Raw genomic sequence first — 21,175 nt, forward strand, 5'->3', positions numbered from 1 at the left:
CCTATCGGTTATTTGGTTTGTTAAAGAGCGGGCTGACTTCGTTTCGTTGCGTCGTCAGCAGAGGAGGCGAACTATACCCACCCACCTTACCCCCGTCAACACCCGCCACCGCAAAAAACCCAACGAATCCGACAAGTCATTGATCTGCAAGGACCGCAAAAAGCAAAAAGGTTGGCCGCGGCCAACCTTTTTGCCTTGCAACCGGCTTAGCGCATGGATTCGAGCAGTGCCGGTGTCAGCATCGCTTTCAAGCGCACCTGCTCGATGCCGTGTTTTTCGCGATGGCTTAGCCACCAGATGGCGCCTTTCTTCACGCTCCACAACAACGGCTGCTCGGACATGACACTGGCGGCCAGTCTGCCGATATAGGGCTGATGCCCCACCAGCACGATGGTTTGCCCCACCGCCGGCCAATTGATGGCCTGCAGCACCTGCTCGACACCGGCATCCGGGTTCAGTGCCGGCAGCACTTCGTAGCTCTTGGCCAGCAGCGCCGCAGTTTGCTGCGAGCGGCGCGCTTCGGACGCCAGCAGCCGGTAACCATCCGGCAGCTGCGTGCGCAGCCAGTGCGCCATATTGCTGGCTTGCTGCCGGCCACGATGCGTCAGCGCACGCGCCAGGTCGTCGCTGCCTTCTTCTGCCTCGGCGTGGCGCCACAGGATCAGATCCATGATTCATTCCTCGTTATTGTTATCTGCTTGCCAGTATGCCAGCGCTGCATTACGGCAATAGGTAATGCACCAGCATCGGCGCCAACAAAGCGGTAAACAGGCCGGTCATGCCCATGGCCAGACCGGCAAAGGCGCCGGCAGTTTCCGACAGCTGGAACACCCGGGCCGTGCCGATGCCGTGCGCCGCCACCCCAGTGGCCACGCCCAGCACCACGTCGTCCTTGATGCCGAACAGCCGCGCCAGCGGGCGGGCGAATACCGCGCCGATGATGCCGGTAACGATGACAAAGGTGGCCGCCAGCGCCGGGATGCCGCCCAGCACCTCGGCCACCCCCATGGCGATGGGCGTGGTGACCGAACGCGGCGCCAGCGACAGCAGCACCTGCCGCGGCAGGCCGAACAGTTGGCCGCACAACACTGCGCTCACCACCCCCGCCACGCTGCCCAGCAGGATGCAGCACAGGATGGTGGCGGCATTGCGGCGCAAGCGCCCCAGATTGTTATACAGCGGAATGGCCAATGCCACCGTGACCGGCCCCAGCAGGAACTGGATGAAGCCGGCGCCAAGAAAGTACTGCTGGAAGTTCATCCCCAGCGCCAGCAACGACAGCACCACAATGACCGCGCCCAGCAGCACGGTATTGGCCAGCGGGTGGCCGTGATAGCGACGACTGAAGATCAGCGCGATGCGGTAGGCCAGCAGGGTAAGCAATACCCCGGTAAGCGGCGAATGCCGCATCCACTCCAGCACACTGCCATTCATGATTGCGGCTCCCGCGGGCGGCTGAGCCAATGCATGGCCAGCAGGGTGACAACAAACGTCGACAGGGTGGCCAGCAGCAGCACCGCCGCCATCGCCAGCGGATGCGCGGACAGCAGCGGCCAGAACGCCAGAATGCCGACCCCGGCCGGGATGAACAGCAAGGACATATGCGTCATCAGCGTGGGCACATGCTGCCGCAGCGCCGCCGGCACGCCCTGGCGCAGTAACAGGATAATGAACAGCAGCAGCATGCCGATGACGGCACCGGGCACCGGCAGCCCCAGGCTGCGTGCCAGCACTTCGCCGCAGAACTGGAAGCCCAGCAGCCAGATAAAGGTTTCGATCATGATATGGTCGGATTGCAAGCTAGCGCGGCAACTTGGCCGCAATGACGGGGGACAGCAGCGGGCGCGCTTTGGCATAATGCGCGCCATGACTACGCACCCCCTCTGGACCGACACACTGCCCTTGCCGCCAGGCGCACTGGCAGCCTGTATCGGCACACAAGGCTCGCTCACCGAATACCTGATGGCAAGCGGCCAACCCTTTGTCGTGCAAGTGCTGGCGCAGGGCGAAGACAGCGCGTTGCCCGACGAGCAGACGCTGCTGCAGCTTAATGCACAGGCAACAGTGTATGCCAGACAGGTCTGCCTGACACTAGCGGGCGAACCCGTGGTGGTCGCCCGCAGCATCACCCGCCAGGATTGCCAGGTATGGCGCCCGATCCTAGAACGCGGCGCGCGCTCGCTGGGTTTCACCCTGTTTGGCGGCCTGCCGGCGCTGCAACGCGACGCCTTGCAGTTTGCCGCGGTGCAGACACCGCACGGCCTGCACACCCTGGCTGCCACCCACACCACGGCCGCTACCCTACTGGCGCGGCGCTGCCGGTTCCAACTGCAGGATTCGCCGCTGCTGGTGAGCGAAGTCTTCCTGCCCGCCCTGGAGAAATACCTGACATGAGCCACGCCACCATGCACGATCGCCTGCAGGTTTATCGCCAGCTGATGCGGATGGACAAGCCCATCGGCACCCTGCTGCTGCTGTGGCCCACGCTGTGGGGGCTGTGGCTGGCCTCCAGCGGCCGCCCGGACCCGCTGGTGCTGGTGGTGTTCGTGGTGGGCACCTTCCTGATGCGCTCCGCCGGCTGCGTGATCAACGACTACGCCGACCGCCATATCGACCTGCACGTGGCGCGCACCAGCCAGCGGCCGTTCGCGCGCGGCGCGGTAAGCGAAAAAGAAGCGCTGCTGCTGGCGGCCGCGCTGGCGCTGCTGAGCCTGCTGCTAATCCTGCCGCTCAATGGCCTGACACTGCTGATGAGCATCCCGGCAGTGCTGCTGGCGGCCACCTACCCGTTTACCAAGCGCTTCTTTCCGCTTCCGCAGGCCTATCTCGGCATCGCCTTCTCGTTTGGCATCCCCATGGCGTACGCGGCGCAGACCGGCCAGGTACCGGCCAGCGCCTGGTGGCTGCTGGCGGCCAACCTGTTGTGGACGGTGGCCTACGATACCGCCTACGCCATGGCCGACAAGCCGGACGACCTGAAGATCGGCATCCGCACCTCGGCCATCACCTTTGGCGACCATGACGTAGCCGCCATCATGCTGTGCCATGGCGTGTTCATCGCCATGATGCTGCTGCTGGGCGTGGAGCAGGGCCTGGGCTGGCCCTACTACCTGGCGCTGCTGGCATCCTGCCTGTTGATTGCCCGGCAATACCGCGAGATCCGCACCCGCGATCGCCAGCTGTGCTTCAAGGCCTTTCTGGACAACAACCGCGTCGGTGCGGCGATTTTCGCCGGCATCGCGCTGGACTTCCTGCTGCGCTGAGCAGCCGCCGCCGGCCAAAAGCAGGGCAGCGCTTGGCTGCCCTGTTTTTTTTGCCGCGTCCAGCAGCGTCTTCTTGATACCGCAGGCTGTCGCCGTGGTCTAAGTTGAAACAGATAGCGCCTGCTGGCGCATCCGGTACACAACAAGGAGACAGCTATGCTCAGCGGGATCTATCAAGTCCGCCTGGCAACCAGTGACGGGCAATTCAGCGAAGGGCAATGGGTGGTGGAAGAGCAGCACCTGAACGGCAATGACCACAATGCCCGCTACCAGGGCCGGCTGCTGCTGTCCGGCGAACACGTCGCGGTGCGGCTGGACGTACAGCGCAACCCGGAGGCGCCGCACACCCTGTTCGGCCCGGCCAGCCACTACCTGCTGGCGCTCAGCGGCCGCCTGATGCGCGACAGCAATAACTTCACCCTGTCCGGCCCGATCGAACAAGTGCCCGGCATGTTCGCCACCCTCAGCGGACACTGGATCGGCGCGCTGGAATAAACCACGGCTCGCTGCGGCCAACCTTTGACCGCAGCCGCCGCGCCGCGCTACAGCAAGCGCCCGTCCAGCAGCCGGAACTGCTGCTGGCAGGTGTCGGCCAGCCGTGGATCGTGGGTCACGATCAGGAAGGTGGTGCCCTCTTCACGGTTCAGCTCGTGCAGCAGCGCAAACACCTCGGCGGCAGTCTGCGTGTCCAGGTTGCCGGTGGGTTCGTCCGCCAGCACCAGCCGCGGCCGGTTCATCAGCGCGCGCACGATAGCCACCCGCTGCTGCTGGCCGCCGGACAACTGCACCGGGCGCTTGTGCGCATGCTCCGCCAGCCCCACCCGCGCCAGCAGCATGCGCGCCCGCTCCCGGTCCGCCCGGCTGATGCGGCCCACCCCGGCCAGCATCGGCATCAGCACGTTTTCCTCGGCACTGAACGCTGGCAGCAAGTGGTGAAACTGGAAGATAAAACCCAGATAGCGGTTGCGCAGCGTGGTGCGCGCGGCGTCGTCCAGCCCGCTGGTGGCGCCGCCGGCCAGCTGCAGCTCGCCCTCGGTCGGCGGCTCCAAGAGGCCGATGATGTTCAACAGCGTGGATTTGCCGGAGCCGGACGGCCCGATTAGCGCGGCAAAGCTGCCTTCCGCCAGCGCCATGTCGATGCCGTGCAGCACCTCCACCCGTGGCGAGGCGCCGCCGCCGTAGGATTTGCGCACACCTTGCAGCAGCAATACCTCAGCCACGAATCGCCTCCACCGGGTCCAGCCGCGCCGCGCGCAGCGCCGGCAGCAGCGCCGCCAGCACCCCGACCAGGAAGGCGATGATGGCGGTGCTGACAAACAGCTCGCTGTCCAGCACCACCGGAAACAGCGGGCTGCCGTCTTCCGTCTTGGCAATGTGGGTAAAGCCCACCGCCAGGCCGCCGCCCAGCAGCGAGCCGAACACCGCTCCCACCATGCCGACGATGCCGCCCTGCAGCAGGAAGATTCCCAGGATGCGCGAGGCCGGCGTGCCCATCGCGCGCAGAATGCCGATCTCGCGCTGGCGCTGCACCACCGACACCACCAGCACGCTGGCGATGCCCAGCGCCACGGCAAAGGTCACGAACACGCGGATCATCAGGCTGGAGGCGCGCTGGCTTTTCAGCGCCGTCACCAGCTGGCCGTTGCTGGATTGCCAGCTGTCGGCGGTGAGGCCGGTGGCCGCCGCCAGGTTGGCCGCCAGCGTTTCCGCCTCGTGCAGCTGGCTGCTCCGCACGTAGATTTCGGTGATGTCCAGCCGGTAGCCGAGCAGGTTCTGCGCGCTGCGCAGCGGCAGCAGCACCCAGCGCCGGTTCAGGTCCTTGATGCCGAAATCCAGCACCGCGCTGACCTGCACCGAATCCTGCGCGCCGCTGGCCGACTGCAGCCGCAAGCGGCTGCCCGGCGTCAACCCCAGGTCGGCGGCCAGCTCCTTGCCGACCAGCACCTGGCCGCTGCCCAACACCAGCTGGCCACTGACCAGCTTGTTGTCCAGCCGCACCACCTGCTGGTAATCCGCCAGCTGCACCCCCATCAGCGTCACCGATTTGCGCACCCCGCCCTGCTGCGCCACGCCGGGGCCGGCCGCCATCGCCGCCGCCGCGCTCACCGTCGGCGTCGCCCGCACCACGCTCAGCAAGCGGCCCCAGTTGGCGATGGTGTTCTCGCGCTGGGTGCGCTTGCGGATGTCGGCCAGCGCCGTCGTTCCCGCCGGCACCTGCAGCACCGGCAGGTTGTTGCGCTCCGCCGGGCGCAGCACCACGTGCGCCTGACTGGACAGCGTGCGCTCGACGATGGTGGCCTGCAGGCCATTGACGATGGCGGTGATGTACACCACCACCGCCACGCCGATGCACACCCCGCCGAGGATCAGCGCGGTCTGGAAGCGCCCCTCGCGCAGCAGCCGCCATGCCACCGTCCAGACGAAGTTCATGGCTGCACCCGTACCCGTTGGCCGTCGTCCAGCTGCGGCGCCGGCACCACCACCAGCTCGCCGGGCTGCAGACCGGACTCCACCGGCAATTGCCCGGCCACCGCGGCGGCGGTGCGCACCGCGCGCCAACTCAGCCGTTCATGCTGCACCACCGCCACGCGGCCATCGCGCAGCGCCGTAGCCGGCAGCAACAGCGCCCGCTGTGCCAGGCCGGTGCGGATCTCCGCCGACACCGTCATGCCGCTTTTCAGGAACGGCGCCGGCTGCGTCAGCTGCAGCTCCACCTCCAACGTGCCACTGTTCTGATCCACCTGCGCCGCCACCCGGCTGACCCGTGCGGCCACCGGTTGCCGGGCAAAGGCATCGGCCAGCACCGCCGCCGGCTGCCCCACCGCCAGATGGCCGACATCGCGCTCGTCCAGCTCCAGCAGTACCCGCTGCCGCCCGGCGCTGGCAAACAGCAGCGCCGCCTTGCCGGCGGTGAGCACATCGCCGGCCTCCACCTCGCGGCGCAGCAGCACGCCGTCGCTCGGTGCCCGCAGCTCGCTCTGCCCCAGCCGTGCCTGGTACTGCTGCTGCAGCGCCTGCAGCTGTGCCACGCTCTGGCTGGCGGCATCGCGGCTCAGGCGCGCGGCATCCAGCGCCGCCTGGCTGACAAAACCCTGGGCAAACAGCTGCTGCTGGCGCTGCCACTGTCGCTGCGCCTCCTGCGCGCTGGCGCGTGCCGCGGCCAACTGTGCCGCCGCCTGCGCCTGCAGCGCCTGCAGTTCTTCCGGCTCCAGCCGCAGCAGCACCTGCCCGGTGCGCACGCTGGCGCCCTCCTCCACCGGGGTGGCGATCACCCGCCCGGTGAGCGTGCTGGACAGCGTGCTTTCCTGCTGCGCCGCCACCCGGCCGCTGCTCACCACGCTGTACTGCACCGTGCCGGCGCGCAGCCGCAGCACGTGCACCAGCGGCGGGCGCATCCACCACCAGAGCGCGGCCAACAGCAGCCCTGCCAGCAGTGCCCACCGCAGCCACTTTCCGCGCCATCGTCCCATGCCAGCCCCTTCGGCTTCTTGCCATCCTGTTTGCATTGTAAGCGCCCGCCCGTCGCCACTGCTGGCGACATATGAAACAATTGCCGGCCGATTGTCCCGCCCTGGAGCTGATACATGAGTTTTGCCGACATCCTCGCCACCCTGCCCGCCATCGATGGCATCGCCGCCGTGGAGCTGCTGGACGCCAGCGGCCACAGCGTGGCGCGCCTGGAAAACCGCCCCGGCACCGCCGGCTCGGTGCGCGTCTACCATGCGCTGCACGCCCGCTTCGGCAGCATCGACCAGGCCGCCGCCACGGAAGGCCTGGCGCTGTACGCCGAGCACACCGCCGATGCGCGCGCCTTTCCCGGCAAGCACCCAAATATCGACCGCCTGCTGGCCATTGCCGAACAGGGCGCCCCGGCGCTGAGCCTGCACGTGATTGCCGCCTGAGCCCGATCACACGCCAACAAAAAGCCCGCCGTGATGGCGGGCTTTTTGCTAACTGCATGCGGCCAACGTTGGCCGCAAGGCTTTCAAGCAATCGACGATCTCGCGAGCGATGGCGAGACAAGGCGAAAGCTGAGGGGTGCGGAGTTGACATGAAGTCAATGCGCCCCCTGGATCGCTTTCAACGCTGTATCGCCCAAACGCAGTGATTTGAAAAACTGCAGCAGATCGTCTGCAAATTCTTATACGTCCTGGCCTTCAACGATGCCGTCGTGGCTGGCCGACTGCCGGGGCAGGATCAGGTTCAGCACGATGGCCAGCAGCGAGCACAGGCCGACGCCGGCCAGGCCGAAGCTGCCGAATTTCAGCTCCAGGCCGCCGATGCCGGCGGTGAGCACCACCGAGATGATCACCAGATTGCGCGGCTCCATCAGGTCCACCTTGGCCTCGATCAGCGTCTTCAGACCAATGGAGGCGATGGTGCCGAACAGCAGCACCATGATGCCGCCCATCACCGGCATCGGGATCGACTGCAGCAAGGCGTTGAACTTGCCGAAGAAGGCCATGGCGATGGCGAACAGCGCCGCCCAGGTCATTACCACCGGGTTGAAGTTGCGGGTAATCATCACCGCGCCGGTTACCTCGGCGTAGGTGGTCACCGGCGGGCCGCCGATCAGGCCGGCCAGGCACACGCCCAGGCCGTCGCCGGCCAGGGTGCGATGCAGGCCCGGGCTCTTGGTGTAGTCGTTGCCGGTCACGCCGCCGATCGCCATCACGCCGCCGATGTGCTCGATGGCCGGAGCGATCGCCACCGGCAGCATGAACAGCGCCGCCGCCCAGTTCACTTCCGGGCTATGGAAGGCCGGCGCCGCGAACCACGGCGCATTGGCCACCTTGGCAAAATCCACCACGCCGAGGAAGGCGGCGGCGATGTAGCCGACCACCACGCCGGCCAGGATCGGCACCAGCTTGAACATGCCGCGTGCGTAGATGGACACCGCGATGGTGGTGGCCAGCGAAATGGCGGCCAGCAGCAGCGAGGTCTCGTACGGCATCACCTGATTGCCACCGGCGCGGCCCATGGCCATGCCGGAGGCGGCACCGGCCACGGAGAGACCAATGATCATGATCACCGGGCCGATCACCACCGGCGGCAGCAGGCGGTTCACCAGCGCCATGCCGCGCCAGCGCACGATGGCGGCAAACACGAAGTACATGAAGCCGGCGCAGAACAGGCCAAACATGGTCGCGGCCGGGCCCCAGATCTGCATCGAGTAGATAATGGGGCCGATGAAGGCGAACGAGGAGCCGAGGAAGATCGGCACCTGGCGGCCGGTGCACAGCTGGAACAGCAGCGTGCCGACACCGGCCCCCAGCAGCGCCATGGCCGGGTTCAGCCCGGTCAGCAGCGGCACCAGCACCAGCGCGCCGAAGGCGACGAACAGGATCTGCGCGCCGGATATCGCCGTCTTGAGTTGTTGAAACATGTGATTTCCCTGTTGTTGTCGATTGGTGTGGAAGTCCTTCAGCGCCTGTTTACGGGCTTGCGAGCTAGAGCGAGACAAGGCAAAAACGGCCGAGGAAGCGGAGTTTACAAGTAGTAAATGAGCATTCCGAGGACGTTTTTAACGCCGTATCGCCGACGCGCAGCAGATCGTAAACAGGCGCTTGCTACACCGTGCAGTACATCACCGCCTGCGCAATGATGTTGTTCTGGTCTGCCGCCAGCGTACTGTGCCGGCGGAAGTCCAGCACCATCGCCTGCACGCGGCGATAGGTGTCGAAATTGGGCAGCGGCCGGTAGCCGATGTCCACCCCCAGCCGCGCGGCCAGCTTCTTGATGGTGGTGGGCTTGATGCACACGTGGCGCTGCGGGTCGCTGTAGGCCAGGAAGCAGGTCACCAGCGGCCACTTGGCCGGGTTGGCGTTGCCATCGTGGCGGCACAGCTGCAGCACTTCGACGAAATCGGCAAAGCTGGTCTCGTCGAAGCGGTACAGCAGCGCGTACAGCGCCGCCAGGAACGGCCGGTGCACATCGCTGAACGCCAGGTAGTTGCGGAACGCCATCTTCTCGAAGGTGCTCACCGTGCTGCAGCGGCCCACGATGTGGCGGCAGCTGTCGATCGCTGCCGCGATATTGCCGCTGTCCAGCGCCGCGCGCAGCAGCGGCTCGGCCAGGCCGTCGCGGCACAGCGCAATCACGCCGTCTATGCTGCGATGCTTCTTGCCCAGCGCCAGCCAGGCCTCGTCCTGCAGCCCGTGCGGAAAGCGGGCGAGAAAATCGGCGTCGATCTGTTGATAGGCGTTCATGACAGGCTCCCTGCGGCCAACGTTGGCCGCATCAAGGCCAGGCGGCCGCCGGACAGCGGCCGGCCGGCATCAGGCGTGCTTGGTACCGAAGATCTTGTCGCCGGCGTCGCCCAGGCCCGGGATGATGTAGCCGTGCTCGTTGAGGTGGCTGTCCAGCGAGGCGGCCACGATCTGCACGTCCGGGTGCGCGGCGTTGACCGCCTTGACGCCTTCCGGTGCCGCCACCATCACCACCGCCTTGATGTGCTGGCAGCCGTTGCGCTTGAGCAGGTCGATGGTGGCGATCAGCGAGCCGCCGGTGGCCAGCATCGGGTCGATAATCAGCGCGATGCGCTCGTCCAGGTTGCCGACGAATTTCTCGAAGTAGGACACCGGCTCCAGCGTCTCTTCATTGCGCGCCAGGCCCACCACGCTGATCTTGGCCGACGGCACCAGGTCGAGCACGCCGTCCAGCATGCCGATGCCGGCGCGCAGGATCGGCACCACGGTCACTTTCTTGCCCTTGATCTGCTGCACTTCAATCGGGCCGCACCAGCCTTCGATGGTCACCGGCTCCAGCTCGAAATCGCGGGTGGCCTCGTAGGCCAGCAGGCGCGCCAGTTCCTGGGTCAGCAGGCGGAATTTCATGGTGCTGATATCGCCCTCGCGCAGCAGGCCGAGTTTGTGCTGCACCAGCGGGTGTTTGACGACGGTAATGTTCATGGCAGGTCCAAATCTTGCGACTGGCGGCCGCCCCTGCCGGTGACAAGGACAGCCGCGTTCTGGATACGGAAAACCGGCAGGCGCTTGCCTGCCGGTACGGGATTTGGGGCGGCATTTTACAGGCAAACGCTTGTTCACGTGCTGCGGGATGGCCCTTGCTATCCGTGATAGCCGATTTTGTCGCCGCCGCTTGCCCGCCATCAAACAAAAACGGCCCGCACAGGGCGGGCCGTTCAGGAGCAAAAGCGGCTCAGACTGCCAGGTCTTTCAGCAGGTCCTGCAGTTCGCCGGCCTGGTACATTTCGTACATGATGTCCGAGCCGCCAACGAACTCGCCTTTCACGTACAGCTGCGGAATGGTCGGCCAGTTGGAGAATTCCTTGATGCCCTGACGCACATCGGCATCGGCCAGCACGTCAACGGTCACGAAGTCGTTCACGCCACAGGCCTTCAGGATCTGTACCGCGCGCGCGGAGAAGCCGCACTGCGGGAAGGTGGCGGAGCCTTTCATGAACAGCACTACCGGGTTGCTGCTGACAGTCTGCTGGATGGTGTCTTGAATGGACATGGTTTTCCTTTGCTTCGGTCTGGCGCCGGGCAATTACCCGACTAATTCAATAAGTTATTTTAGGCCCGCTTGCCCCGCCGGCTCAAGCCTTGCGTTGCAGCACGGCGGCAAAAAAGCCATCGCTGTTATGCAGGTGCGGGCGCAGGCTCAGGTAATCGCCGGTGTCCAGCGCGATCTTCTGCTCGGCCAGCAGCGCATTGGCCGGCAGCAGGCTGAAGTCCGGGTTGGCCGCCAGGAAGGCCTCGACGATGGCCTGGTTTTCCGCCGGCAGCAGGCTGCAGGTGGCGTACACCAGCCGGCCGCCGGCACGCACCAGGCGCGCGGCGGAAGCCAGGATGGCGGCCTGTTTCACGTTCAGCTCGGCCACGCTTTCCGGGCTCTGGCGGTATTTCAGGTCCGGGTTGCGGCGCAGGGTGCCCAGGCCGGAACACGGCGCATCCACCAGCACGCGGTCGGCCTTGCCGGCCAGGCGCTTCACCTTGGTGTCGTTCTCGTGCGCGATCAGCGTGCTGTTGACATTGGACAGCCCGGAGCGCGCCAGCCGCGGCTTGAGGTTGGCCAGACGCTTCTCGGAAATATCAAACGCGTACAGGCGGCCGGTGGAGGCCATTTGCGCGCCCAGCAGCAGGGTCTTGCCGCCGGCGCCGGCGCAGAAATCCACCACCATCTCGCCACGGCGCGCGCCGGTGAGCAGGCCCAACAGCTGGCTGCCTTCGTCCTGCACCTCGATGGCGCCCTGCACGAACAGCGGGTGCTTGGCCAGCGCCGGCTTGCCCTTGAGGCGGATGCCCAGCGGCGAGTACGGCGTCGGCTCGCAGTCGATGCCGGAATCGCGCAGGTACACCACCGCCTCGTCGCGGCGCATCTTCAGGCTGTTGACGCGCAGGTCCAGCGGCGCGGCGCTGGCCAGGCCCTTGCCCAGCGCCACCACTTCGCCTTCGTCCTGCTCCGCCAGCATGCCGACCACCCAGCCCGGTAGGCCGGCGCGCACATTGATGTCCGCCGGCAGCTCGGCACCCTTGATGCTGGCCAGCCATTCGTTTTCGCCTTCCTTGGTCACCGACTCCAGCTCGCGCAGGTTGCTGCCGCCGATGCGCACCAGGGTGGCCAGCGCCAGGCGGCGGGTGTTGATGCGCGGCGCGCACAGGTGGCGCAACAGCTCCAGATGGCGCAGGCAGGCAAAGGAGGTCTCCGCAATCAGGTGACGATCGGCGGCGCCCAGCTTGTTGTTCTCGCGGAAGAAGGCGGACAGCACGGCGTCGGCCGGGCGGTCGAAACGCAGCATGGCATGCAATACCTTGTCCAGCTGCTCGAATTGTCTAGCGTTTACTTTCATTGTTCAGCTTTCTCGGCGGCAGCTTCCAGACAGTCTTGCCCGCCAGTTCAATCAGGTTAGCCCGCATTTCGTAGCGGGCATCCTTGCCCACTCGCAGTACGCGGATCGGAATATTGGCAAAGTCAGGCGCCAACCAGAATTCGTACATTTCATCCGGCTGCTTCACCCGCACCACTACGGCACGGATCACGCCGTCGCCGGTATCGAAGTCGGTTTCGCCATCCGGTTTCAGCAGCATGCGGTACACCTTCTTGCCGGTGGTGATCTGGATCGGCGCGTCGCCCATATTGTCGCCGCGCAGCGCCAGTTGCACCCCCAAGCCCAGCCAGTCCTGCGCGCCGGCGGCCAGCGGTTCGCTCTTGTCGGCGTTGCGGTCGCCGTAGGCCAGCACACCGCCAGACCAGTCGAAATTGGCACGCTCGCGCAGCTCGCCGTCGCGGGTCGCGGCAAAGTGCTCCGGCTTCAGCCCCAGCTTGTCCACCGTACCGGTGGTTTCATAGTGCAGTTTTGGGCCGATCACCGGCACCACGTCGGTCACCAGGCTGTAGCTGCCCGCCTCGCGCTGCCACACCATATTGCCCCGCCCGGCTGCTATGCCGGAATAGAACAGCGAATACTGCACGCGCGCGCTGAACGGGAAGCGGCGGATCGGCTTGTCCGGTTTTACCGTCTCGGCCTCGGCCGCCGGCGTGGCGGCCAGTGCCGCGCTGGCCGCCACTCGGGACGGCAGTTCCGCCGCGCCGGCACTGGCCACGTGATGCGGTGCCTCTGCCAGCGCTGCCGATGCCGCCATGCTTGCCACTGGCGCAGACGCCGCCGTGTGCCGGATAAGCGGACGGGGCTTTTTCTTCCGCGCCACCACTGGCTGCGAGGCATCGTAGTGGCGGCCGCCGGCCGGCCCGGTGGCCAGCAGCGCGGTTTCCAGCGCCGGCGCCGACGCCTCCTCCAGCTGCATGCTGTCCAACCGCACGCTGAGCTTGCGCAGCTTGGGGTCATCCGGCATGTCGATGGCGTCGAACGACAGCAGGCCGCCGCCCAGTGTCAGCAAGTGCAGCAGCAGGGAAAACAGGAAGGCCAGCAGCATCAGGCGTCTGGCTGTCAGGCGCGGCAGTTTCAACGCGGGGCCGGCACCAGCAGGCTAAGGTTGGCCGCAGCCGCCGTCACGCCGGCCACGCGGCCGGCGGCAATGCCCAGTTCACCGGCCACGAAGCGGCGCACCGCTTCCGGGTACAGCTTGTGTTCCTGCTGCAGCACGCGCGCCGCCAGCGTGGCTTCACTGTCGTCGTCCAGCACCGGCACCACCGCCTGCGCCACGATCGGGCCGTGGTCCAGCTCGGCGGTGACGAAGTGCACGCTACAGCCGGCCACCTTGCAGCCCATGTCGATGGCACGCTGGTGGGTGTGCAGGCCGGGGAAGGCCGGCAGCAGCGACGGATGGATGTTCAGCATGCGGCCTTCGTAACGTGCGGTGAAGGCCGGGGTGAGGATGCGCATGAAGCCGGCCAGCACCACCAGATCGGGGGCGAAGGCGTCGATTTCGGCGGCCAGCTGCGCGTCGAACGCTTCGCGGCTGGCAAATTGTTTGTGATCGAGACCCACGGTGGCGATGCCACGTTCGGCGGCCCAGGCCAGGCCCGCAGCGTCCGGCCGGTTGGCGATCACCGCGGCGATGTTGGCGCCGGCAATGTCGGCGTCGACGATGGCCTGCATATTGGAACCGCGGCCGGAAATCAGGATGACGATGTTTTTCATGGTGCTGTGACAACCGGCGCCGGCGCCGGATAACGTTGGCCGCAAACGGGTTGCAGCGGGCGGCGACATCGGCTGCCGCCAAATGACAAGCGCCGCCAGCAGGGCCAGCGGCGCTATCGGACCAGTACGGCTTACGCCACCTGGGTCTGGTGCTCGTCGCCGTTGCGGGCGCGGATCACGCCGATGCGCGATACGGTTTCGCCCTGCTCGGTGAGGAAGGCAGCCGCGGCGTCGGCATCGGCCGCGTCCACGATCACCACCATGCCGATACCGCAGTTGAAGGTGCGGTACATTTCCTGCGCATCGACATTGCCTTCCGCCTGCAGCCACTGGAACAGCTTGGGCAGTTCCCAGCTACCGGCGTCGATCTGTGCCACGGTGTTGGCCGGCAGCACACGCGGGGTGTTCTCGGTGATGCCACCGCCAGTGATGTGCGCCATGCCCTTCACGTTCAGTTGCTGCATCAGTGCCAGCAGCGGCTTAACGTAGATGCGGGTCGGGGCGATGATGGCGTCACGCAGGGTCTTGTCGCCGTCGAAGGCGGCATCCAGCTGCGGCTGCGCGCGCTCGATGATCTTGCGCACCAGGCTGTAGCCGTTGGAGTGCACGCCGTTGGACTTCAGGCCCAGCACAACGTCGCCCGGCTTGATGTCGCGGCCGGTGATGACCTTGCTCTTTTCCACCACGCCGACGGCAAAGCCGGCCAGGTCGTACTCGCCCACCGGGTACATGCCCGGCATCTCGGCGGTTTCGCCGCCGATCAGCGCGCAACCGGCCTGCTCGCAACCTTCGGCAATGCCCTTGATCACGTCGGTGGCCTGCGCCACGTCCAGCTTGCCGCAGGCAAAGTAGTCGAGGAAGAACAGCGGCTCGGCACCCTGCACCAGGATGTCGTTCACGCTCATGGCCACCAGGTCGATGCCGACGGTGTCATGCTTGTTCCAGTCGAAGGCCAGCTTGAGCTTGGTGCCCACGCCGTCGGTGCCGGAAACCAGCACCGGTTCCTGGTATTTCTTGGAGATTTCCACCAGTGCGCCGAAACCGCCGAGGCCGCCGAGGACTTCCGGGCGCATGGTGCGCTTGGCAAACGGCTTGATGTTTTCGACGAGCGCGTCACCGGCATCGATATCGACGCCGGCGTCACGGTAACTGAGGGACGTGGTGTTCAAGGTAAACTCGCTTTCTGCTAACGTAATCGCTTTGCTGCCTGGGAGTGCGCGGGCTCGTGGCCCGAAGCGCCTGTATTTTAACTGAAAACCGACCCGCAGTCAGAACTGCGTCAAGGGAGCGAGCATGCAGCTCAACGACATCGCCTTCGGCACCACCGACTGGACGGCGATCGCGGTGGAAATCCACCCCGGTGCGCAGGGCGAAGCGCGCTGGCGCACGCAGCATTTCGGCGACATCCGCGTGCGCATGGTGGAGTACAGCGCCGGCTACCTGGCCGACCACTGGTGCCACAAGGGCCACATCCTGCTGTGCCTGGCCGGCGAGCTGCACACCGAGTTGGCCGATGGCCGCCGCTTCGTGCTGACGCCGGGCGTCAGCTACCAGGTGGCCGACCACGCCGAAGCGCACCGTTCGTCCAGCCCGCAAGGCGCCTCCCTGTTCATCGTCGACTGACCCTGCCGCGTTGCGGCCAACCTTTTCCGATATTCCCACCATGCAAGCGCAACGCTCCAACCTGCTGCCCTGGCTTCTGGGCGCCGCCGGCCTGCTGGCCGTGCTGTGGCTGCTGGACCGGCTGTCCGCCGTGCTGGCGCCGTTCATCACCGCCGCGGTGCTGGCCTACATTCTCGACCCGCTGGTAGACCGGCTGCAGGCGCGCGGCCTGTCGCGCACCGTCGCCTTGCTGCTGGTGATGCTGGCCGGCTGCTTTACCGTGCTGGGGCTGCTGCTGATCGTGGTGCCGATGCTGATCTCGCAGGCGCAGGCGCTCACCGCGCGGCTGCCGGTACTGGTGGACTTCGTGCAGCACAACGCGCTGCCGTGGCTCAACCGCACGCTGGGCACCGCCATCAGCATCGACAGCCAGAGCTGGCGCGAGGCACTGGCCGGCAACGCCGCCGGCGTGCGCCAGGCGCTGGCACGCATCGCGCCGCAGCTGGGGCATGGCGGCGCGCTGCTGCTGCAGACGGTGGCCAACCTCACCCTGCTGCCGGTGCTGCTGTACTACTTCCTGCACGGCTGGGATCACATGGTGCGGCGCGCCGCCACCCTGGTGCCGCGGCGCTGGGTGGACGAGGTTGGCCGCATTGCCGGCGAGGTGGACGACATGCTGGGCCAGTTCCTGCGCGGCCAGCTGTCGGTGATGCTGATCATGGCGGCGCTCTACGGCGGCGGCCTGGCGCTGGTGGGGCTGGATTCCGGCCTCGCCATCGGCATCGTCGCCGGCCTGTTGGTGTTCATCCCCTACCTAGGCGCCTTTACCGGCCTGCTGCTGGCCACGCTGGCGGCGGTGCTGCAGTTCGATAACGCCAACGGCCTGCTGCTGGTGTGGGGGGTGTTTGCCGTCGGCCAGCTGCTGGAAAGCTTCCTGATCACCCCTTACCTGGTGGGCGAACGCATCGGCCTGTCGCCGGTGACGGTGATCTTCGCGCTGATGGCGTTCGGCGAGCTGATGGGCTTCGCCGGCGTGCTGCTGGCGCTGCCGCTGTCGGCCATCAGCGTGATTCTGGGCCGCCACCTGATCCGCCATTATTTCAACAGCCGCTTTTATCAGCGTAGAATCGACCCCTGATCCCAGATAGCCCATACCGATGTTGGACCAGCTCGTTCTCGACCTCCTGCCGGAACCCCACCCGGCGTTCGACAACTTCCTTGCCGAACGTAACCGCGAAATCATTGCCGCGCTTACCGCCGAGGAAGGCGAACGCTTCGTCTACCTGTGGGGCGAGCCGGGCTGCGGCAAGACCCACCTGCTGCAGGCGTGGATCGCCCATGCCGAGCGCCTGGGCCGCGCCTCCATCTACCTGGACGCCCAGCACGAGCACCTGCCCGACTTCGCCCGCGAGGCCAGCTTCATCGCCGTCGACCATGTAGACGACCTGGCGCCGGACGACCAGATCATGCTGTTCTCCATCTACAACTCGCTGAAGGAAAGCGGCGAAGGCCGCCTGCTGATGGCCGGCCGCCAGCCGCCGATGCAGGCGCCGGTGCGCGACGACCTGCGCACCCGCCTGGGCTGGGGCCTGGTGTTCGAGGTGAAGGCGCTGTCCGACGACGACAAGCTGGACGCGCTGCGCCAGCACGCCGCCAGCCGCCAGCTGGCGGTGGGCGACGACGTGTTCCGCTACCTGCTTACCCACTGGCGCCGCGACCTGTCCAGCCTGATCGCCATGCTGGACATGCTGGACCGCTACTCGCTGGCGCTGCGGCGCCCCATCACCGTGCCGCTGGTGAAAAACGTACTGCAAACCACAGAAACCGAGCCATGAACCTTGCCCTGTTTGACCTCGACAACACCCTGATTGCCGGCGACTCCGACACCGAGTGGCCGAAATTCCTGATCAAGCGCGGCATTCTCGATCCGCAACACCACGCCCGCCAGAACGACTACTTCTACGAGCAGTACAAGGCCGGCACGCTGGACATCTTCGAATTCCTCGATTTCCAGCTGGCGCCGCTGACGCGCTTCAGCCGCAGCGAGCTGGACAGCCTGCACGCCGACTACATGGCCGAGCACATCCTGCCCATCATCCCGCAGAAAGCGCGTGAGCTGGTGGCTGCGCACCAGGCGCAGGGCGATATGGTGATGATCATCACCGCCACCAACCGCTTCATCACCGCCCCCATCGCCCGCGAGCTGGGCGTGGAGCACCTGATCGCGGTGGAACTGGAGCAGGACGCCGCCGGCAACTACACCGGCAAACCCACCGGCACCCCCAGCTTCCAGGCCGGCAAGATCACCCGCCTGAACGAATGGTTGGCCGCACGCGGCGAAACGCTGCACAGCTACGCCGACACCTTCTTCTACAGCGACTCGCGCAACGACCTGCCGCTGCTGTCCATCGTCAGCAAGCCGGTGGCGGTGGACCCGGACGACGCGCTGCGCGCCCACGCCGAAAGCCACGGCTGGCCGGTGATCAGCCTGCGCGACTAACCTCAACGCCGCACGCTCTCCCAGTACGACCAGGAAAACAATAGTCGTTATGGACAAAGCACTGACCAGCAGTAAATTGCACTGTCTCTGCCCACAGGATGGCTTCATCCTGGAGCAATTACAGGGCGAATTTCCCGCGGCCTACCTGTTGTTGCATCCGTTCCTGCAACCTCGCACCCTGCCACTGGCCAGTTTTACCCCAGAGCACTACCCCAGTCGCAGCCAGATCGTGGCGGACTGCCAGCCAGTGAGCTGGCAGTCTGTGGTTGCTGGCTTGGGCCTGCCGGATATCGCCGCCATCGATATCGCGCTGGGCACACTGTCACTCAGCCTGCGCCAGGAGTTCTGTCGTGACGACTACGCACAGCAGCTGGTCCAGTACTGTGAACAACAGGGGCTGATCCCTCCAGACAATGGTTATTTACCAGATATCTGCTACGCCTCATGGCTAGATATGCTGGCAGGAGACAATGATCACCTGTGGTGTGGCGATGAGTTTGGTGAGGACTGCCTCCCAATAACACTTGATGAACTGAGCGGTGACGGTGACACACTTGCCCCCTACCCACATGCCCGCTTTTTCTCGGCAGATGGCGAAGTAATGCTGTGCACCCATTGGGATCGCTATTACTCCCTGCTTGCCGGCACTCCTGACCGACTACAACCCTTTACTCGCTTCGAGGGCTTTTACTGCCAGCCAGACACCTATGTGCGCTGGAGTCGGCCATCGCTGCATGCAGGAGCCTGAAATCCAATGGAAAAACTCGACGCCTTTCTTGCCCGTGCCGAAGCGCTGATGGCACGGCTGGAGCCGCTGCTGCCGCCGGCCATTCCCGAGCCGGACTGGCAAGCGCCAGCCTTCCGCTGGTGCCGCGCCGGCATTACCGGCTGGCTGGAAGCCATCCACGCGCCGCATACCGTTGCGCTGGGCGACCTCACCGACATCGAGCGCCAGAAGGCGCTGATCGTGCGCAACACCGAGCAGTTCCTGGCCGGGCGCCCGGCCAACAACGTGCTGCTTACCGGCGCGCGCGGCACCGGCAAGTCCTCGCTGATCAAGGCGTTGCTGGCGGCCTATGCCGCGCGCGGCCTGCGCGTGATCGAGGTGGACAAGAGCCACCTGCCGGACCTGGGGCAGATCGTGGCGCTGGTGGCCGGCCGCCCGGAGCACTTCATCCTGTTCTGCGACGACCTGTCGTTCGAGGAGGGTGAGGACAGCTACAAGGCGCTGAAATCGGCGCTGGACGGCGGCCTGGCGCAGCGTGCGGCCAACCTGCTGGTCTACGCCACCTCCAACCGCCGCCACCTGATGCCGGAACGCAGCAGCGAAAACCGCGAAGGCTGGGTGAAGGACGGCGAGATCCACCCCGGCGAAACCACCGAGGAAAAAGTGTCGCTGTCCGACCGCTTCGGCCTGTGGCTGTCGTTCTATCCGTTCGACCAGAACGCCTACCTGTCGGCGGTGCGCGGCTGGCTGGCGCACTTCGATCTGCCGCTGGATGGCGAGGCCGAGCGCGCCGCGCTGCAGTGGAGCCAGCTGCGCGGCAGCCGCTCCGGCCGCGTGGCCTGGCAGTTCGCCTGCGACTGGGCCGGCCGCGAGCCGGACGCGCGCATAGCCGAGCTGGGGCGCTGATCATGGATACCAGGAAGATCATTCCGGTGGTGGCCGGCGCGCTGATGCAGGCCGACGGCCACTTCATGCTCGGCAGCCGCCCGGCCGGCAAGCCCTATCCCGGCTACTGGGAGTTCCCCGGTGGCAAGGTGGAGGCCGGCGAGTCGCCATACCAGGCGCTGGTGCGCGAACTGCAGGAAGAAATGGGCATCACCGTCACCCGCGCCACGCCGTGGCTGCGCCGCGTGCACCACTACGAGCACGCCTCGGTGGAGTTGCTGTTCTACCGCGTGTGGGCCTGGGATGGCGAACCGCAGCCGCACGAGGGGCAAAGCTTTGCCTGGCAGGAGCCGGGCCAGCTGTCGGTGCAGCCGATGCTGCCGGCCAACGCGCCCATCCTGCGCGCGCTGCAGCTGCCGGACGTGCTGCACATCAGCTGCGTGCACGAACTGGGCCGCGATGCGGTGCTGGAGGCGCTGGCGCAACGCGACGATGAGCCGTGGGTGATCGTGCGCGAACCGCAACTGGACCGCGAACAGCTGGCAGCGCTGGTGGGCGAAATCAGCCAGATCGTGCATGCGCGCGGCGGCAAGCTGATCGTCAACGCCGACCCGGCGTGGCTGAAAGGCTGGCCGGTGGATGGCGTGCAGCTGAACGGCACCCGACTGGCCGCATTGCAGGAGCGCCCGGCGCACTTCACCTGGGTGGGCGCCTCCTGCCACAGCCGCGCCGAGCTGGAGCGCGCCGCCGAGCTGGAGCTGGACTACGCGCTGCTGGGCCACGTGCTGGCCACCGCCAGCCACCCGGCACAAGCGCCGCTGGGCTGGGACGGCCTGGCCGCGCTCACCGCCCCGGCCGCGCCGCTGCCGGTGTTCGCCATCGGCGGGCTGTCTGCGGCCAACCTTGACGAGGCGCGCCGCTGCGGCGCGCATGGCGTGGCGCAGATGCGCGCCGCCTGGCAACCAGAGCCTGCTTCGACATGAAAACCAAACTCACCCGCCAGCAACTGGCGCTGATCGCCGTGCTGCTGATCGCCTTCGCCCTGCTCAAGGGCGGGCTGATCTGGTGGTATCTCAACCACAAGCAACAGCCAGCAGCGCCGATCACCGTCAGCTGCAGCAATCTGCAAGCCGGCTGCCCGCTGCCGGACGGCAGCCTGCTGCAGCTGGACCGCGCCCCGCAGGCGGCCAAGCCGTTCGGCCTGAGCCTGAGCCGACATGCCGGCGAGCCGCCGGCCATCGAGTTCGCCATGCGCGACATGGACATGGGCTTCAATCGCTACCAGCTGCTGCCGCAGGGCGATGGCTGGCGCGCCAGCATCACGCTGCCGGTGTGCGTCAGTGGCAGCCGGCAGTGGCGGATGGCGCTGAAATACCCGGACAAGACCTGGCTGATCGACTTCGACAGCCAGTAGCCCTCCCCCTGCAGCCCAGCCAGACAAGCCACCCGAGCGGTGGCTTGTTTCATGCTGGCACACAGCTTGCTAGCTACAGACTTGCTCCATGGAGCGACAGGTGTTGTTCTCTGCTTGTCTGGCCGGCGCGACCCCGCGCAGCCAGATCGCCGGAGACTTTTGCACGGTTTTGGTGCAACCAAACCGCCCGAATTGGTGCAACGCGCCAATTCGGGGC

Annotated in this window: 26 protein-coding genes; 12 read left to right on the forward strand and 14 right to left on the reverse strand. The window is 66.3% G+C overall.

What is annotated here, in order from left to right; all coding sequences use genetic code 11:
• Positions 1–206: 206 nt before the first annotated feature.
• From ACFOLG_RS15050 to ACFOLG_RS15060, 3 genes are read right to left on the reverse strand one after another with little or no spacing between them, the layout of a single operon-like run.
• The gene (locus ACFOLG_RS15050; RefSeq protein ID WP_349589372.1) at positions 207–671 is read right to left on the reverse strand and encodes a SixA phosphatase family protein; all 465 of its coding nucleotides are present in this window, start codon (positions 669–671) and stop codon (positions 207–209) included.
• Between the two features lie 49 nt (positions 672–720).
• Positions 721–1,434, reverse strand: coding sequence for an LrgB family protein (locus ACFOLG_RS15055; RefSeq protein ID WP_386093270.1), 714 nt, complete (start codon positions 1,432–1,434; stop codon positions 721–723).
• On the reverse strand, positions 1,431–1,781 hold the full coding sequence (locus tag ACFOLG_RS15060; RefSeq protein ID WP_386093272.1) for a CidA/LrgA family protein: 351 nt from the start codon (positions 1,779–1,781) through the stop codon (positions 1,431–1,433). Before ACFOLG_RS15060 ends, ACFOLG_RS15055 begins: the two co-directional genes overlap by 4 nt.
• A gap of 85 nt (positions 1,782–1,866) precedes the next feature.
• Between ACFOLG_RS15060 and ACFOLG_RS15065 the strand changes: the two genes are divergently transcribed.
• The 3 genes from ACFOLG_RS15065 to ACFOLG_RS15075 all read left to right on the forward strand — a co-directional run bounded on the left by ACFOLG_RS15065 (position 1,867) and on the right by ACFOLG_RS15075 (position 3,758).
• Positions 1,867–2,394, forward strand: coding sequence for a chorismate--pyruvate lyase family protein (locus ACFOLG_RS15065; protein ID WP_386093274.1), 528 nt, complete (start codon positions 1,867–1,869; stop codon positions 2,392–2,394).
• Positions 2,391–3,263, forward strand: coding sequence for a 4-hydroxybenzoate octaprenyltransferase (gene ubiA, locus ACFOLG_RS15070; RefSeq protein WP_386093276.1), 873 nt, complete (start codon positions 2,391–2,393; stop codon positions 3,261–3,263). Before ACFOLG_RS15065 ends, ubiA begins: the two co-directional genes overlap by 4 nt.
• Positions 3,264–3,419: 156 nt before the next feature.
• Positions 3,420–3,758 carry a hypothetical protein gene (locus ACFOLG_RS15075; RefSeq protein WP_386093278.1) on the forward strand — a complete coding sequence of 113 codons (339 nt, stop codon included), beginning with the start codon at positions 3,420–3,422 and terminating at the stop codon, positions 3,756–3,758.
• Between the two features lie 47 nt (positions 3,759–3,805).
• Here ACFOLG_RS15075 and ACFOLG_RS15080 read toward each other — a convergent pair whose 3' ends face one another.
• The 3 genes from ACFOLG_RS15080 to ACFOLG_RS15090 are packed head-to-tail and all read right to left on the reverse strand — an operon-like array spanning position 3,806 to position 6,733.
• Positions 3,806–4,483 carry an ABC transporter ATP-binding protein gene (locus ACFOLG_RS15080; protein ID WP_386093280.1) on the reverse strand — a complete coding sequence of 226 codons (678 nt, stop codon included), beginning with the start codon at positions 4,481–4,483 and terminating at the stop codon, positions 3,806–3,808.
• The gene (locus ACFOLG_RS15085) at positions 4,476–5,693 is read right to left on the reverse strand and encodes an ABC transporter permease (RefSeq protein ID WP_386093282.1); all 1,218 of its coding nucleotides are present in this window, start codon (positions 5,691–5,693) and stop codon (positions 4,476–4,478) included. The genes ACFOLG_RS15080 and ACFOLG_RS15085 overlap by 8 nt, the downstream gene beginning before the upstream one ends.
• Positions 5,690–6,733: an efflux RND transporter periplasmic adaptor subunit gene (locus ACFOLG_RS15090; RefSeq protein WP_386093284.1), complete on the reverse strand. Its 1,044-nt coding sequence runs from the start codon at positions 6,731–6,733 to the stop codon at positions 5,690–5,692. Before ACFOLG_RS15090 ends, ACFOLG_RS15085 begins: the two co-directional genes overlap by 4 nt.
• Positions 6,734–6,847: 114 nt before the next feature.
• Here ACFOLG_RS15090 and ACFOLG_RS15095 point away from each other — a divergent pair, with 114 nt between their 5' ends.
• Positions 6,848–7,165, forward strand: a complete 318-nt coding sequence (locus tag ACFOLG_RS15095) for a DUF2322 family protein (RefSeq protein WP_386093286.1) — start codon at positions 6,848–6,850, stop codon at positions 7,163–7,165.
• A gap of 239 nt (positions 7,166–7,404) precedes the next feature.
• Here ACFOLG_RS15095 and ACFOLG_RS15100 read toward each other — a convergent pair whose 3' ends face one another.
• The 8 genes from ACFOLG_RS15100 to purM all read right to left on the reverse strand — a co-directional run bounded on the left by ACFOLG_RS15100 (position 7,405) and on the right by purM (position 14,999).
• Positions 7,405–8,649 carry a uracil-xanthine permease family protein gene (locus ACFOLG_RS15100; protein WP_386093288.1) on the reverse strand — a complete coding sequence of 415 codons (1,245 nt, stop codon included), beginning with the start codon at positions 8,647–8,649 and terminating at the stop codon, positions 7,405–7,407.
• 184 nt (positions 8,650–8,833) lie between these two features.
• On the reverse strand, positions 8,834–9,472 hold the full coding sequence (locus tag ACFOLG_RS15105) for a hypothetical protein (RefSeq protein ID WP_386093290.1): 639 nt from the start codon (positions 9,470–9,472) through the stop codon (positions 8,834–8,836).
• Between the two features lie 69 nt (positions 9,473–9,541).
• Positions 9,542–10,174 (reverse strand): uracil phosphoribosyltransferase, encoded by a 633-nt coding sequence (gene upp, locus ACFOLG_RS15110; protein ID WP_386093292.1) that lies wholly within the window; start codon positions 10,172–10,174, stop codon positions 9,542–9,544.
• Positions 10,175–10,424: 250 nt separating this feature from the next.
• Positions 10,425–10,742: a Grx4 family monothiol glutaredoxin gene (gene grxD / locus ACFOLG_RS15115; RefSeq protein WP_386093294.1), complete on the reverse strand. Its 318-nt coding sequence runs from the start codon at positions 10,740–10,742 to the stop codon at positions 10,425–10,427.
• A gap of 82 nt (positions 10,743–10,824) precedes the next feature.
• Positions 10,825–12,078, reverse strand: a complete 1,254-nt coding sequence (locus ACFOLG_RS15120; protein WP_386093296.1) for an RsmB/NOP family class I SAM-dependent RNA methyltransferase — start codon at positions 12,076–12,078, stop codon at positions 10,825–10,827.
• Complete coding sequence (locus tag ACFOLG_RS15125; RefSeq protein WP_386093298.1) at positions 12,062–13,162, reverse strand: DUF3108 domain-containing protein; 1,101 nt, start codon at positions 13,160–13,162, stop codon at positions 12,062–12,064. Before ACFOLG_RS15125 ends, ACFOLG_RS15120 begins: the two co-directional genes overlap by 17 nt.
• Positions 13,163–13,191: 29 nt before the next feature.
• Positions 13,192–13,830 (reverse strand): phosphoribosylglycinamide formyltransferase, encoded by a 639-nt coding sequence (purN, locus tag ACFOLG_RS15130; protein WP_386093300.1) that lies wholly within the window; start codon positions 13,828–13,830, stop codon positions 13,192–13,194.
• A gap of 131 nt (positions 13,831–13,961) precedes the next feature.
• Positions 13,962–14,999, reverse strand: a complete 1,038-nt coding sequence (gene purM / locus ACFOLG_RS15135; RefSeq protein WP_349589330.1) for a phosphoribosylformylglycinamidine cyclo-ligase — start codon at positions 14,997–14,999, stop codon at positions 13,962–13,964.
• Between the two features lie 124 nt (positions 15,000–15,123).
• Between purM and ACFOLG_RS15140 the strand changes: the two genes are divergently transcribed.
• From ACFOLG_RS15140 to ACFOLG_RS15175, 8 genes are read left to right on the forward strand one after another with little or no spacing between them, the layout of a single operon-like run.
• The gene (locus ACFOLG_RS15140) at positions 15,124–15,453 is read left to right on the forward strand and encodes a DHCW motif cupin fold protein (protein WP_386093302.1); all 330 of its coding nucleotides are present in this window, start codon (positions 15,124–15,126) and stop codon (positions 15,451–15,453) included.
• A gap of 40 nt (positions 15,454–15,493) precedes the next feature.
• Positions 15,494–16,570 (forward strand): AI-2E family transporter, encoded by a 1,077-nt coding sequence (locus ACFOLG_RS15145; protein WP_386093304.1) that lies wholly within the window; start codon positions 15,494–15,496, stop codon positions 16,568–16,570.
• A 19-nt stretch (positions 16,571–16,589) separates the two neighbouring features.
• Positions 16,590–17,267: a DnaA regulatory inactivator Hda gene (hda, locus tag ACFOLG_RS15150; RefSeq protein ID WP_386093306.1), complete on the forward strand. Its 678-nt coding sequence runs from the start codon at positions 16,590–16,592 to the stop codon at positions 17,265–17,267.
• Positions 17,264–17,932, forward strand: coding sequence for a histidinol-phosphatase (locus tag ACFOLG_RS15155; protein ID WP_386093308.1), 669 nt, complete (start codon positions 17,264–17,266; stop codon positions 17,930–17,932). Before hda ends, ACFOLG_RS15155 begins: the two co-directional genes overlap by 4 nt.
• A gap of 49 nt (positions 17,933–17,981) precedes the next feature.
• Complete coding sequence (locus ACFOLG_RS15160; RefSeq protein ID WP_386093310.1) at positions 17,982–18,680, forward strand: DUF2711 family protein; 699 nt, start codon at positions 17,982–17,984, stop codon at positions 18,678–18,680.
• Positions 18,681–18,686: 6 nt separating this feature from the next.
• Positions 18,687–19,565 carry an ATP-binding protein gene (locus ACFOLG_RS15165; protein ID WP_386093312.1) on the forward strand — a complete coding sequence of 293 codons (879 nt, stop codon included), beginning with the start codon at positions 18,687–18,689 and terminating at the stop codon, positions 19,563–19,565.
• 2 nt (positions 19,566–19,567) lie between these two features.
• Positions 19,568–20,527, forward strand: coding sequence for a Nudix family hydrolase (locus ACFOLG_RS15170; protein WP_386093314.1), 960 nt, complete (start codon positions 19,568–19,570; stop codon positions 20,525–20,527).
• Entirely contained in the window at positions 20,524–20,958 is a 435-nt protein-coding gene (locus ACFOLG_RS15175; RefSeq protein WP_386093316.1) for a hypothetical protein, read from the forward strand. Before ACFOLG_RS15170 ends, ACFOLG_RS15175 begins: the two co-directional genes overlap by 4 nt.
• Positions 20,959–21,175: the final 217 nt, after the last annotated feature.

Origin of the sequence: Vogesella facilis, assembly GCF_042648525.1 — a bacterium.
GTDB classification, from domain to species: Bacteria; Pseudomonadota; Gammaproteobacteria; order Burkholderiales; family Chromobacteriaceae; genus Vogesella; species Vogesella facilis.

Excerpts from the sequence above, each read along its gene's own strand:
- ACFOLG_RS15170 (WP_386093314.1), top strand. The coding sequence starts at position 19,568 with ATGGATACCAGGAAGATCATTCCGGTGGTGGCCGGCGCGCTGATGCAG.
- purN (WP_386093300.1), bottom strand. The coding sequence starts at position 13,830 with ATGAAAAACATCGTCATCCTGATTTCCGGCCGCGGTTCCAATATGCAG.
- hda (WP_386093306.1), top strand. The coding sequence starts at position 16,590 with ATGTTGGACCAGCTCGTTCTCGACCTCCTGCCGGAACCCCACCCGGCG.
- ACFOLG_RS15175 (WP_386093316.1), top strand. The coding sequence starts at position 20,524 with ATGAAAACCAAACTCACCCGCCAGCAACTGGCGCTGATCGCCGTGCTG.
- ACFOLG_RS15140 (WP_386093302.1), top strand. The coding sequence starts at position 15,124 with ATGCAGCTCAACGACATCGCCTTCGGCACCACCGACTGGACGGCGATC.
- ACFOLG_RS15165 (WP_386093312.1), top strand. The coding sequence starts at position 18,687 with ATGGAAAAACTCGACGCCTTTCTTGCCCGTGCCGAAGCGCTGATGGCA.
- grxD (WP_386093294.1), bottom strand. The coding sequence starts at position 10,742 with ATGTCCATTCAAGACACCATCCAGCAGACTGTCAGCAGCAACCCGGTA.
- ACFOLG_RS15065 (WP_386093274.1), top strand. The coding sequence starts at position 1,867 with ATGACTACGCACCCCCTCTGGACCGACACACTGCCCTTGCCGCCAGGC.
- ACFOLG_RS15050 (WP_349589372.1), bottom strand. The coding sequence starts at position 671 with ATGGATCTGATCCTGTGGCGCCACGCCGAGGCAGAAGAAGGCAGCGAC.
- ACFOLG_RS15155 (WP_386093308.1), top strand. The coding sequence starts at position 17,264 with ATGAACCTTGCCCTGTTTGACCTCGACAACACCCTGATTGCCGGCGAC.
- ACFOLG_RS15060 (WP_386093272.1), bottom strand. The coding sequence starts at position 1,781 with ATGATCGAAACCTTTATCTGGCTGCTGGGCTTCCAGTTCTGCGGCGAA.
- ACFOLG_RS15095 (WP_386093286.1), top strand. The coding sequence starts at position 6,848 with ATGAGTTTTGCCGACATCCTCGCCACCCTGCCCGCCATCGATGGCATC.
- ACFOLG_RS15055 (WP_386093270.1), bottom strand. The coding sequence starts at position 1,434 with ATGAATGGCAGTGTGCTGGAGTGGATGCGGCATTCGCCGCTTACCGGG.
- ACFOLG_RS15160 (WP_386093310.1), top strand. The coding sequence starts at position 17,982 with ATGGACAAAGCACTGACCAGCAGTAAATTGCACTGTCTCTGCCCACAG.
- ACFOLG_RS15075 (WP_386093278.1), top strand. The coding sequence starts at position 3,420 with ATGCTCAGCGGGATCTATCAAGTCCGCCTGGCAACCAGTGACGGGCAA.
- ACFOLG_RS15085 (WP_386093282.1), bottom strand. The coding sequence starts at position 5,693 with ATGAACTTCGTCTGGACGGTGGCATGGCGGCTGCTGCGCGAGGGGCGC.
- upp (WP_386093292.1), bottom strand. The coding sequence starts at position 10,174 with ATGAACATTACCGTCGTCAAACACCCGCTGGTGCAGCACAAACTCGGC.
- ACFOLG_RS15125 (WP_386093298.1), bottom strand. The coding sequence starts at position 13,162 with ATGCTGCTGGCCTTCCTGTTTTCCCTGCTGCTGCACTTGCTGACACTG.
- ubiA (WP_386093276.1), top strand. The coding sequence starts at position 2,391 with ATGAGCCACGCCACCATGCACGATCGCCTGCAGGTTTATCGCCAGCTG.
- ACFOLG_RS15100 (WP_386093288.1), bottom strand. The coding sequence starts at position 8,649 with ATGTTTCAACAACTCAAGACGGCGATATCCGGCGCGCAGATCCTGTTC.
- ACFOLG_RS15105 (WP_386093290.1), bottom strand. The coding sequence starts at position 9,472 with ATGAACGCCTATCAACAGATCGACGCCGATTTTCTCGCCCGCTTTCCG.
- ACFOLG_RS15090 (WP_386093284.1), bottom strand. The coding sequence starts at position 6,733 with ATGGGACGATGGCGCGGAAAGTGGCTGCGGTGGGCACTGCTGGCAGGG.
- ACFOLG_RS15145 (WP_386093304.1), top strand. The coding sequence starts at position 15,494 with ATGCAAGCGCAACGCTCCAACCTGCTGCCCTGGCTTCTGGGCGCCGCC.
- ACFOLG_RS15120 (WP_386093296.1), bottom strand. The coding sequence starts at position 12,078 with ATGAAAGTAAACGCTAGACAATTCGAGCAGCTGGACAAGGTATTGCAT.